General features: G+C 33.8%; 12 protein-coding genes. 1 reads left to right on the top strand and 11 read right to left on the bottom strand.

Going from position 1 to position 12718, the window contains the following annotated elements:
• Positions 1-36 precede the first annotated feature (36 nt).
• A complete protein-coding gene (locus tag IW20_RS17050; protein WP_035624982.1) occupies positions 37-480 on the bottom strand; it encodes a hypothetical protein in 444 nt (147 codons plus the stop codon).
• Between the two features lie 279 nt (positions 481-759).
• Positions 760-3114 (bottom strand): GH92 family glycosyl hydrolase, encoded by a 2355-nt coding sequence (locus IW20_RS17045; RefSeq protein ID WP_035625032.1) that lies wholly within the window; start codon positions 3112-3114, stop codon positions 760-762.
• A 232-nt stretch (positions 3115-3346) separates the two neighbouring features.
• On the opposite strand from IW20_RS17045, the gene IW20_RS17040 reads away from it, so the two are divergent.
• Positions 3347-3967: a M949_RS01915 family surface polysaccharide biosynthesis protein gene (locus tag IW20_RS17040; protein ID WP_035624980.1), complete on the top strand. Its 621-nt coding sequence runs from the start codon at positions 3347-3349 to the stop codon at positions 3965-3967.
• Between the two features lie 468 nt (positions 3968-4435).
• Here the strand turns inward: IW20_RS17040 and IW20_RS17035 are convergent, their stop codons facing one another.
• The 9 genes from IW20_RS17035 to IW20_RS16990 form a co-directional block, all read right to left on the bottom strand.
• On the bottom strand, positions 4436-5032 hold the full coding sequence (locus IW20_RS17035) for a GNAT family N-acetyltransferase (protein ID WP_035624978.1): 597 nt from the start codon (positions 5030-5032) through the stop codon (positions 4436-4438).
• Positions 5033-5078: 46 nt separating this feature from the next.
• Complete coding sequence (locus IW20_RS17030; RefSeq protein ID WP_035624976.1) at positions 5079-5435, bottom strand: hypothetical protein; 357 nt, start codon at positions 5433-5435, stop codon at positions 5079-5081.
• Positions 5436-5610: 175 nt separating this feature from the next.
• The gene (locus tag IW20_RS17025) at positions 5611-6789 is read right to left on the bottom strand and encodes an AIR synthase related protein (protein WP_035624974.1); all 1179 of its coding nucleotides are present in this window, start codon (positions 6787-6789) and stop codon (positions 5611-5613) included.
• Between the two features lie 155 nt (positions 6790-6944).
• Positions 6945-8435, bottom strand: a complete 1491-nt coding sequence (locus IW20_RS17020; protein WP_035624972.1) for a carboxypeptidase regulatory-like domain-containing protein — start codon at positions 8433-8435, stop codon at positions 6945-6947.
• Between the two features lie 64 nt (positions 8436-8499).
• Entirely contained in the window at positions 8500-9876 is a 1377-nt protein-coding gene (locus tag IW20_RS17015) for a CsgG/HfaB family protein (RefSeq protein WP_035624970.1), read from the bottom strand.
• Between the two features lie 63 nt (positions 9877-9939).
• Positions 9940-10383: a curli assembly protein CsgF gene (locus IW20_RS17010; RefSeq protein ID WP_035624967.1), complete on the bottom strand. Its 444-nt coding sequence runs from the start codon at positions 10381-10383 to the stop codon at positions 9940-9942.
• A gap of 81 nt (positions 10384-10464) precedes the next feature.
• Positions 10465-11199: a CsgE family curli-type amyloid fiber assembly protein gene (locus tag IW20_RS26745; protein ID WP_051885851.1), complete on the bottom strand. Its 735-nt coding sequence runs from the start codon at positions 11197-11199 to the stop codon at positions 10465-10467.
• 4 nt (positions 11200-11203) lie between these two features.
• Positions 11204-11686: a hypothetical protein gene (locus tag IW20_RS16995; RefSeq protein WP_035624964.1), complete on the bottom strand. Its 483-nt coding sequence runs from the start codon at positions 11684-11686 to the stop codon at positions 11204-11206.
• Positions 11687-11796: 110 nt separating this feature from the next.
• A complete protein-coding gene (locus IW20_RS16990) occupies positions 11797-12486 on the bottom strand; it encodes a hypothetical protein (protein WP_035624961.1) in 690 nt (229 codons plus the stop codon).
• Positions 12487-12718 lie beyond the last annotated feature (232 nt).

Genomic DNA, 12718 nt, shown 5'->3' with positions numbered 1-12718 from the left:
GTTGTAACTATCGGTTTTTTTATGCTTTTTTTTATCTTATTTTTTAGTTGGAAATTTCCAATCAAATTCATCTTTACTATTGATGATAGCTCCGATTTCGAATTTTACTACTTCTTCAAATTCTGTTTGAAAGATAATCCAGTTTTCTTCGTTGAAGTAATTCTCGAAAGTATCAAATTCTTCTTGTGTGAATTTTGTAATTCCTTTGGCTGCCAAATCTTTTTTTACATCGGCAATTTTTCTTCCAATGATTTTAAAACCAAAAATTTCTAAATCTGGACTTGACGCTACAACATAACCCAATTTTAAAGCTTCTTCCTGATAGAATGTCAATCTCATTTTAAGCTTATTGTAAGCAAAAATAACATTATCATCTTCGTCTTTGTAGTTTCTATCTGGTTTGCCATAAATAGCTGTAACATCGTTCTGTTTCATACCGAACAACAACTTCTCTATACCGTTTTTTGGATTTATTTTCATGTGTCTCTTTCTATTGATTTAAAAGGCAAATTTCGTGAAGTTTTTTACAACCTGCATTATGTTTCTATTTTTAATTCAATAAAAAAAAATGAATCATTAAGAGATTAAGGAAAATTAAGTGTTACCCTCATTTTTTTAGAAATTCTATTCCTGTAAGTTTTTTTTCTTGACCTTTCAGGATGACAACGTAAAACTTCTATTTACACTAAATTAATTCAAAAGATCAAAATGTTTTTTAAATTCACCAACAAAACCTTTGAACCTTTGCGACTTAGAACCTTAGTCCCTCACTCCCTTTTCTAAATATATTTTCTTGTTTGGTTTACTACTCATATAAAATGTAATCTTCCCTCCGTTTACAATATCGCTGTGTTTTATAACAGGACTTGTAAGTGGTTTTCCGTTTAAAAGCACTTTACTAACAAATACATTTTTATCGGATTGGTTTACTGTAGCAACTTCAAATGTTTTACCATTTTCAAGATTAAAAATAGCATTTGCCACCAATGGACTTCCTAAACTATAATCTTCTGATCCTGGTGCAACAGGATAAAATCCTAAACTGCTAAAAATATACCAAGCACTCATTTGCCCGAAATCATCGTTTCCTCCTAATCCGTCAGGACCATTTTTGTACATTCTTTTAAGAATCATTCTTATTTTATCTTGTGCTTTCCATGGCGAATTTGTCCAATTGTATAAATAAACCACGTGGTGCGAAGGCTCATTTCCGTGTACATAATTACCGATTATTCCCTCTTTGGTAATATCCTCTGTATTTTCAAAATATTTGTCCGGTAAGTGCATTGAGAAAAGGGAATCTAGTCTTCTTGTAAAAGCAGCTTCACCATTCATCATTTTTATCATTTCGGCAGGGTCTTGTGGCACATATAAACTATAGTTCCAAGAATTTCCTTCGATAAATCCTTGCCCGTGTGTATCTAATGGATCAAACTCTTTCTTAAATGTTCCATCATCGAGTTTTGGTCTCATAAAACCTGTTTTAGCATCGTATACATTTTTATAATTTGTAGCTCTTTTAGAGAACTCCTTATAAATATCTTCTTTTCCTAACTTTTTGGCTGCTTGTGCAATTGCCCAATCATCATAAGCATATTCTAAAGTTTTAGATACTGATGAACCGTTTTTATCCTCCGGTACGTATCCTTGTTTCATGTAATACTCTAATCCGTCATAATAAGGAACTTTGGCCGTATTTACGGTTGCAAGAAGCGCTTTATCTACATCAAAATTAGTATTACCTTTTACTATTGCGTCTGCAATTACCGAAACACTATGATACCCAATCATGCACCAGTTTTCATTGGCATAATGTGACCAAACCGGTAGCATTTTATGTACGCTTTGGTCATAATGTGCCAACATGGAGTTAATCATATCAGAGTTTCTTTTGGGCTGAAACAAATTAAATAAGGGATGCAAGGCTCTATAAGTATCCCATAGCGAGAAGCTCGTGTAGTTCTGGAATGTTGTTGCTTTATGAACATTCCCGTCTAGTCCTTTATAGCTTCCATCAATATCCATATATACTGTTGGGCCTAAAAAAGCATGATACATTGCGGTGTAAAAATTAACCATGTCTTCTTTCTGGATTGTTTGTACCTGAATTTTATTCAGTTCTTTGTTCCAAACTGCTTGGCTTTCTTTTTTAACTCTTTCAAAATCCCAATCCGGAATTTCTGCTTTCATATTAGCCAATGCACCTTGGGTACTTACTGGAGAAATAGCAAATTTTATTTTGATTTTTTCATTTTCATTGGTATCAAAATCAAAGTATAATTTTAGGTTTGCTCCTGCCATTTCTGGGAAGTTTTTGGTTTGATCAAATCTTCCCCAAAAACCTCTGTATACACTTTTTTCGGGTGTAGCTTGTCCGTATCCTTTAATTGGCTTGCTAAATGACATTGCAAAATATACTGTTCTTGTTCTTGCCCATCCATTTGTTTGGCGATATCCTGTTATTAAAGTATCGTTTTCTACCCGAACAAACGTCCAGACATTCTTTTTATCATAGTTATAAATTCCTGCTGTAAGATCTAGGATTATATGTGCCTGATCTGACTTCGGAAATGTATATTGATGCATTCCAACTCTTGTTGTTGCTGTAAGTTCGGCTTTAATATTATGATCTTCTAAAAGTACGCTATAATAAGCTGGTTCAGCTTTTTCCGTTTTATGTGAGAAAACTGATCGATATCCTGTTTCGGGATGAGCTGCTGTACCTGGATTTAACTGCAATTTTCCTATTGTGGGCATAATAAGGAAATCTCCTAAATCGGAATGTCCTGTCCCGCTAAAATGGGTATGACTAAATCCTACAATCGTTTTATCTTCATATTGATATCCTGCGCAATATTTGTAAACATCTTTGTTGTACTTACCGTTTGTTGCATAAGGAATTGTATCGGTTTCGGGACTTAATTGCACGCTCCCAAAAGGTACCGTCGCGCCTGGGTAGGTATGTCCCATCTTGGCAGTTCCTATCATAGGATCTACATATTGAACTAAATCTTTGAGCTGATTAGTTTTTTCCTGCCCAACCATTTTATGGGTATTACTGAACATTAAAACGGATAATCCGAAAAGGAAACTTCTATATTTTACAATATTCATCTGGTCTTTTTTTATTTTTTGGTTTTGTGTTAATAGCATTATTCGTTTTTACTAAAACGATTTAATAATATTTTCAGGTTAGAAAATTACAATAAATATTGATTTATTAAAAATTACTTTGCGAATTCTATTTATGAAATTTATTGCTGAATTATATTAGCTCTATATATTCTATTGTTTTCAATAAAGTCAAAAATGAATATCTTTGAGTATTCAAAAAGTAATTGGACTCATGAAAAATTTCATTTTATTATTATTCTTCTTTTATTCTACAATTAGTTTTTCGCAAGCAGTACAAAGCAAAATCTTAAGTCAAACTGAAATAATCGAAAGAGATTTAGATGGTGGTAAATTCCCTATTTTTAAAGCCTACGAATATCAGGATAAAGGTGGTGTTTATGAATTAGTTCTTAGCGAAAACCAAAAAGTAGTTTCGGATAAGGATACGCTAAATACCAAAATTGAAGCTATTTGTTATTTAAACGACCACGGTGGTTATATCGAAAAATGGAAAATAAATGATTTTGTTGAAAGCGCCGAAGTTGAAGAAACTTCTATTTGGTTTTGGACAAAATATTGTAGCACGCAAGATTTAGACGATGATGGTTATATTGACCCAATAATTGTTTATGGTACAAAAACAGATATTGATAATTTAAGACGTATTAAAATTATTACTCTTTATAAAAACAAAAAGTATGTTATACGCGCTGTAGAATGCGACCTTGATTATTGCAGAAGTTTTAAGAAGGATAAAAACTGGGATTTATTGCCTAAAAAAATAAAAACTTATATTGATAAGTTAGTCGTGAAAATTAGGAAAGAGCAAAATGTCATTCTTTCTGATGGGTAAAATGTATTATATTTTTTTGCCACAGATTTAAAGAGCATAGAAGCTGTAAAAGTTAGCCACGAATTTCTCTAATTTTCACTAATTTCTTTACTAAACTAAAAAATAACAGATTAGCCCTAAAAGATGCGGAATAGTCATCGCAAACTTGTCTTTCTGAGGAACGAAGAATCTCCGTAAGGAGCTAACATAAAGTATTTCTAGATTGGCGAACTACTCGTGGAGATTCTTCGTTCCTCAGAAAGACAATATTGTGGTTGTTTTAGGGAAACTTTGTGCACTTTGCGGTTAATTTTTTGTCACAGATTTAAAAGATTATGGAGTTTCTCGGATTCTTCGACTCCGCTCTGAATGACAAAATTGAGGAAAACTTTGCGCACTTTGCGTAAAACTTTGTGCCCTTTGCGGTTAATTTTCTCATCACAAACACAAAACTTTTATAACTAACCTTCAACGAATAACATCAACAACTTACAACTTTTGTCTTAGGTTTTCTTTTACCTCATCAAACCATTCTTCTCGTAAAATACTCAAGATAATAGAATCTCTACGCACATCGCTGCCGAAAGTAGGCATATGATTACGTAAAACTCCTTCGACTTTGCAACCGATACTTTTCATGGCTGCTATGCTTCGTTGGTTATTATTATCGGCACGGAATTCTACTCGTTCCATTCCCATGGTTTCGAATGCGTATTGTAGTAATAAGTATTTACAATGTTTGTTTAATCCTGTTCCTCTAAAGGCTGAACCGTACCAGGTATATCCTAATTGTAGGGTTTTAAACGAAAGTTGAATATCGTAAAAACGAGTGCTTCCGGCGTATTTTCCTGATTTTTTATCGAATACTATAAATGGGAATTCTGTTTTCTTTTCTCTTGCTTTTAAAGCTATATCTATATAATTCTCTAGGTTTTCTTTTCCGTTGGCACGAATTAACGAATACTCCCAAGTATTGGGCTCGTTGATAGAAATTTCTAATAGGTTTTCGACATCTGTTTCTTTTAACGGACGTAATAAAACCAAATCGTCTTCGAGTATTATATTTTCAGAGAAATTGAAATCCATTGTATTAAAAAAATTAGTTTTATAATCTATTTAAAAACTCTTTTTGTTATTCGCTCATTTCGTCGTAGCGCTCTGGAACTTGTGGGTCATAAAGCGGACATTTGAATTCTTCTAACGCACCTACCAAAATATCCATGGCTTTGCCTTGGGTTCCGTAACAATCTATTCTGATGCTTTGTGGTGTAGTTATTACTTGAAAAGCTCCTTTTCCTTCTTTGTTTTTCCAGCTGTTATCGTCTACTTTTTCCCATTTAGAAAACAGTGATCCTATCCTATTTAGGATTACAGTAACTGGAAGCTCTTCTAAACCTTCGACTTCTTGCTCTTCGATAAGTGCTTCGTAAACTTCGTGATGGTTTAAATAAATTCCTTCTGAGTATCTCCAAAAAAGTAATTCGTACATGATAACGTGGGTTTTAGCCCCGATAGTAGCGACATCCTTTTTGGGCGGTGTTCGCCCGAAAAGATATAGCGAATAGCGGGATTAGCTCCTAAAAAAAGCTATTATTTTAATGATGTCTTTAAATTAAAAAGATAGTGTTAGACGCACAGTGGTGCGTCTAACACTATCTTAAAAATTAATATTCGAATGTACCGTATTCGCTTGTAATTGTCAGTTTTTTGTCGTCGGCTGCTTCTACTCTTCCTACGATTTGTGCATCGACATTAAATGATTTTGAAATCGCAATGATATCTTCTGCAAGCTCTTCTGGAACGTATAATTCCATACGGTGACCGCAATTAAATACTTGGTACATTTCTTTCCAATCTGTTTTAGATTGTTCCTGAATAAGCTGAAACAATGGTGGAACTGGAAATAAATTGTCTTTTATGATGTGCAAATTCTGTACAAAATGAAGGATTTTTGTTTGTGCTCCTCCACTGCAATGTACCATTCCGTGAATTTGTTCTGGTGTATATTTATCTAATATTTTCTTGATAATTGGTGCGTAGGTTCTTGTTGGCGAAAGTACCAATTGTCCTGCGTCTATCGGGCTATTCTCAACCGCATCGGTAAGTTTTACCTGTCCTGAATAAATTAATTCTTCGGGAACGGCTGCATCAAAACTTTCTGGATATTTGGTCGCTAGGTATTTACCAAAAACATCATGTCGTGCAGATGTTAGTCCGTTGCTTCCCATACCTCCATTATAGCTTTTCTCGTAAGTTGCCTGTCCAAATGATGCTAATCCTACGATTACGTCGCCTGCTTTAATATTAGCATTATCTACTACTTTTGAGCGTTTCATTCTTGCTGTTACTGTAGAATCTACGATTATGGTACGAACGATATCGCCCACATCGGCAGTTTCTCCTCCTGTTGAATGGATGGTTACGCCAAAGGTGTCTAGTTCTTTTATTAATTCCTCGGTTCCATTGATGATTGCCGAAATTACCTCGGCTGGAATTAGGTTTTTATTTCTTCCGATTGTTGATGAAAGTAGGATATTATCGGTTGCTCCTACGCATAACAAATCATCTATATTCATGATTAATGCATCTTGTGCAATTCCTTTCCATACTGATATATCGCCTGTTTCTTTCCAGTACATATATGCCAAAGACGATTTTGTACCTGCTCCATCGGCGTGCATGATAAGGCAATATTCTTGATCTTGGGTTAAATAATCTGGGACGATTTTACAAAATGCTTGTGGAAATAATCCTTTATCAATATTTTTTATGGCGTTGTGTACGTCTTCTTTAGATGCCGAAACTCCTCTTTGTGCGTACCTTTTGCTAGAATCTGAACTCATGAAATTAGTTTGTGTTGTTGATGTGGTGCAAAGATAACCAGTTTTTTTAATTGTTGGGTTTTATGGCTGTCTGAAACACAAAAAAATCCGATAAGTTTGAGACTCTCATCGGATTTTTAAAAAAAAGTGTTTGGAAATCTAGATTCATACCACGCTTATTTCCATTCGGGCATTGATGCGTTTTGAAACAATGTAGTTCTAGACGATGTTGAACTACTTGTACTATTTACACTTACTTTTTGTACATTTTGTGCCGATAATCCATCATTGGACGTATTTACAAAGATAACTTCGGCTTCGTTTGGCGAAAATTTCACGTCTAAATCGTTAAAACCATTCTGTTTTTGAGTTGTTAATTCTGCCGCAGTATTGTTTGAACGTGTGTACATGAAAATTCGGGAATCTAATCTTCGGTATGTTGAGTTTTCAAAACCGGAAACGTCTCTTGTAAAAATCACTTTCTGATTATCTACCGAAATGTTTAATCCGCTTGTTGCTCCGCTTAGACCTGTTTGTATTGTATATAAAACATTTCCAGCCATATCGATTACATAAATCTCTACATTATATCCTGATCTGTCGTTTACTTTTAATGCTATTTGTGATCCGTCCTGACTCCAATCACATTCGGAAATAAATTTTCCGTTTGGTGTTTGAAATAATTGAATAAGTCCTCCTCCATCTGTATCTATACGATATAGTTTATCAAAATTTGGATATATTATCTGACTTCCGTTTGTATTCCAGCAGTAGTTTACATACTCCATATTAAATCCTGCAACGGGTACAAAATTTGTCACTTTAAAAACTCCTGACCCATCCGGATTCATCGTATATATCTGAGTCTGAGAACCATCAGAACTAAGGTACGCAATTTTATTTACACTTAGGTTTTTTCTTGGCCTAAAACTATTAACAGTCGATGATGTTAATTGTAACTGATTTCCTGCATCATCGGCGGTGTATATTACGTTGTTATTATTTACTTTTTTGACAAACAAAAATCTTGGATTTGGAAATGCCAAAGTTGTAAATGAGTTGGTTACACTATTAGTTGGTTTATTAATTCCATCTGAAGCTGCTACTTGCCAATAGTATTTTGTACTATAACTTAAATCTTTTATCGCCAGCGTTTTTGTTTTAAGATCTGAAAAAGTTTTAATCTCATCGGTCGTTCCATTTTTTAACGTAACGGTATAAGTTAATGAATCAGATTCTTTATCGGCTGCTGTCCAGGTTAGATTTAAATTTAAGGGTTGCTCTTTTGCATTATCAACCGGAGCTGTTAAAACCGGAATATCTGGCGGTTTGTTATTTGCTGTAGAAATTTGCAATTCGAATATAATTTGTATCGTTGCATCGGAAGTCACTTTTGCAGGTTCGAATCTGGCAATATAACCATCTTTTTGAGCCTGAAAGGAATAATCTCCCACCAATACTTTCTCTAAAGTAAAATAACCGTCTTTATCTGTAAACACCGTACTTGTTGAAGGGCTCGAGGATATCCGAACATTTTCTAAGGGTGTAAATGTTCCCGATTCGACTACTCTTCCTTTTACAGTTCCACTTGCTCCATCCTCTAGCTGTTCTTCACTACAAGAAATCAAAAGAATAAAACACACTAAAATTCTTAATCCTATTTTCATTTGTAGATTTTATTTTGTTAGACTTTATCGAGTTTATTCGACTAATTTTTTGAATGATATTTTTTTACATCTTTTTTTTCTTGTGATAGTTTTTAGGGAAATAATACGTTACCCCTAATCCGAAACGCCAGTAATAATCGTCCCTGACTCCGCTATCGACATAATCTATCATATCTGTGAAATTTACATTGTATTCTGCGTACAGTTTTAGGCCTAGATTACTTGTTACCAAATACTCTAATCCTCCTCCAAACTGTACTTTGGTATGCATATTATCGTACTTAGAATTAAATCCTAATCCGCCGCCGCCAAATATGTAGGGCGTAAAGTTGTCGTAGGGCAATACCAATAATTCTAGGTTTAGATCGAGGGTTGCATACCCAACATCTAGCTTATTTTTGTTACCGAGTTTAAAAACATTTGTCGAAGCGCTAAGATCTAAATTTGGCGTAAAAAAATATTTCACAGCTCCTCTTCCCATTGGTTTAGGAACGGGATTAGGGTAATCTCCTTTCATAAGGGTTGCACCTCCGTCTAGTTCTATACCAAATCGACCTCTTTTTTCGGCTAGATTTCTTCCGTATAATTGCGCTAGGTCGGCTTCGCTTTTTTCATTGTCATAATTGGCAATAAAATTATCTACTTGGGTTTGTGGAGCATTTACTTCCCACAATTTGTCTTTAATACCATCTACAATAAGACCTTCGACTGCTTTTTCTATAGCTTCGGTAACGGCTAATTGTATCGGCTCGTTTCGGGTAAATCCTGTTTCGACTTCTAAGAGTCGGTTTAGGTTTACGTATCGAAATAAATTGGCATCGACACTTTGTGATAAAATTGTTTTGGAAACATAAACGGTATTTAAGATTTTACCATTTGATGTTGAAACAAGTCTTAGATAAACTGTAACTCTATCTTGTCTATATCTTACCGAAGCTCCTGCGCCAAAATATCTGGCTCCAAATCCTCCTGTAATTATATTTGTGTCATAGGATATAATACCTCCTTCCAGCAAAACTCCGGCAAATAAAAGAGGCGTTAATGGGGCTTCTTTTTCATTAGGTTTGGTAGCATATTCTTGTCTTGTGGATCTAATGATGTTTCTTTCATTAAGCAAATTCCCCAAGTTTTCTCGTTCTATTGGAATAAACCATTTTGAGTCCTCAAGGGCTTTTATCAAGATAGAAGTTGCTCCTTGTGTAACTGCTGTACTAAATGTACTACCTAGTTCTACGGCTTTATATTGCCCTGTTTGATCCTTGAATTTATAAACCCCTACAACAATTTGTTCTTTGGGTTTAGGAATATTGGTTAATGCCGAGGTAGCTGGTGTATTCTCTCCATAAACAGCTTTTTGTACTCCAACTGGTTGATTAAAATATGCGCCACAACCAGAGAACAAAGCAGCCGCTAGAATTGCAAAAAGTGATTTTTGATTCATCGGTTGATTTTTTATTAACTTATTAGCGATAAAAAATGTAATAGTAGGCGTGATTACGTATGCCTATTTATTTCCAGGAACTATTACTTGTGTTTGCTCTCCTGTTTCTATATCCAGAATATCTACAACAAGTCCTAGATTAGAGTCGTACACATCTACAGAGAGTGTCCCAAAGACATAAGATCCCGGTTTAATTCCTCCGCCAGTTCCGCCCGTTGTACCTATACCGGTACCAGTACCAAACTGATCATCAAATAAGGAATTAGAAAGCTTATTCAATAACTGATTGTTAAGATTTTCCTTGAAACGTTGTAAATCTGATTTTTGTTCGAATCCAGTCGTTTTATCTTCTTTGTAGTCGTTTTGTGCTTGCGCCGAACTAAGTAGCCAATTGTAGTTAAAAGTATCTCCGCCAAAAGCTGGGTTGATAGGTTTATAGGCCAAATCTTGCGCAACCGAAGTAAAACATATTCCTAGTAAACAAAATAGTAAAGTTATTGTCTTCATCTTGGTATTTTTAGGGTTTAAAAATAACTTCCAAAAACATTTAATTAATCTATTCGAATGTCAACTAATTAAATGCACAACTTAATACTGAGTGATCAACTTATTTTGTCTTTCGATATTTTTAAAATATTTGAATATTTTGGCCGATGATGATTCTGCCATGTATTTTAAAAAATCTTCGTCTGGTCTTGAAATAAATTCATCAATTGTTTCTCCATCAACATCTATCATTATCTTAGTTGTTCTGCCGAAGGTTAATTCTTCTCGAACTGTAACGATTTTATGTGATTTGATTTTTAATTTCGAATATTCTGAATAAAAATAATCGTAAAAATCATTGCCCAATTTAGTCTTGGTATCGTTAGAAACTATACCAATCATTTCTAATCCATCTGTAGGTGTCTGAATCTCTGCTTTGGATTCATCTTTTCCTCCAAATACTACTTTGTCTTTTCCTATTACCGCATTATTATCATCATAAATTAATAATAGAATAATTATCTCGTCGTCTTTAGTAAAATTAACTTGTGTTTTGGAGAGGTTTACTTTCTGAATTGGTTCTAGTGTAACTCTGCCGTCTTGTGCATTATTTGATTTGTTAGAATTTGATTTATTTACTTTTAAAACTGATAATTTATAGGAGATATTTTTAAACTCCGATTTTAAATTTTCTGCAGTTCCGGTAATTGCTAATAAATTTTCGATTTGTTCAATTTCAATTTTTGCTTTTACCTCTGTATAAACCACTTGTGCATTCGTATTTTGCACTACTAACATCATAATAATTAAAATAATATTTACATTATATCGCTCCATAATATTAATGATTGAAAATATAAATAGTGCCTGAATTTCCGGTTTGGGTAATTTTCATTCCCTCTGATATTGAGTTTGATCCATTATTAAAAATGGTTAGATTATCTCCTCTCTGATTAATAGACATATTTATAGCTCCACTAGAGTATAAAGAGAAGTCGCTTATCATATTATTATTTCCGGACTGAACAACTGATTGATTAACCTCAGGTGCTTTCTTATACATATTTATATAATTGTTGTTTCCTATTTGATTAAGAGCTACATTGGAGTTGTTACTAATGACACTTACATCTGCAGCGTTGTAAGCTCCAATTTGCATAATTTTTACAATATTATTATTTTGAACAAACAGATTTGCATTTTGGTTTCTATAGTCATTATTACTTTCAAGCGCTTTTATAGCATATACATTTGCAGGGGTTATCTCCTGTGCGAAAGCAATATTTGCAAATAGAAATAATATTAAATACACTACTGGTTTCATGACGTATTTTTAAAATAAATCTTCTTTAAAAATTTATACCAGTTTCATGAATAAAACTGGTATAAACTTGAATTATAAGCAGAATTAAATTCTACTCCTTCGAGTAAAGCTTAGTTAGATTGGAAAACTATAGCTCCGTTTGCAATACCTGTTTGAGTAATTGTACTCATGTGGTCGTTTCCTAATTGTAATGTTAATGCAAAGTTGGCAATACCATCTTGGTAAATACTAGATGTATTATCATAACCAAGTTGTGCTGTAATTGCTGTGTTTCCATCTCCTAATTGATAAATATCTGAAGTGTTAAACCAATAAGATTGTACAACAAATGCATTGTTACCATCTCCATCTTGCTCGATAGTTGATGAGTTACCTACAAAGAATTGTAATGTTGTAGCATTATTATTATCTCCAGATTGAACAGTTGATGCTGAGTTAAATGCTCCTGCTTGTACAGTTAAAGCACTATTATCATCTCCCATTTGGTCAATTAAAGCTACGTTTCCTAGACCTAATTGTGCTATTGTTGCACTATTATCATCTCCACTTTGACCTACTGCTGCGATATTAAGAATACCTGCTTGTGTAACATCTGACTCATTATCATCTCCAGTTTGACTAACAAAAGCTAAATTTGCTAAACCAAATTGGGTAACTTGTGAATCATTAGAATAACCTACTTGAGATACAAAGGCTCCATTTATCCAGCCTGTTTGATCTACATCACTAACATTAGCTTGCGCAATTGCAGCTGTACCAACAAATAGCATCGCGGAGATGCTTAAAACTACTTTTTTCATAATAAATATATTTAATTGGTTATTAATACAAATTATTATGTAGGTTTCGTGACGGGGAATCACTCCAAAAAAATGTAATTATTGATAGGTTAAAATAAAGGGAAAATTGTGAAGCTTTATTTCTTAATTACGATTCAAATTTAAAGAACTTTCCTGTAACGAAATAAATACAAACACCTATTTTTCAGTAAGTTAATAGTATTTTCGATGAAGTGCAAAACAATAACGACCA

Origin of the sequence: Flavobacterium hydatis (assembly GCF_000737695.1) — a bacterium.
GTDB lineage: Bacteria > Bacteroidota > Bacteroidia > Flavobacteriales > Flavobacteriaceae > Flavobacterium > Flavobacterium hydatis.
This window is presented reverse-complemented; position numbering and strand designations above follow the sequence as displayed.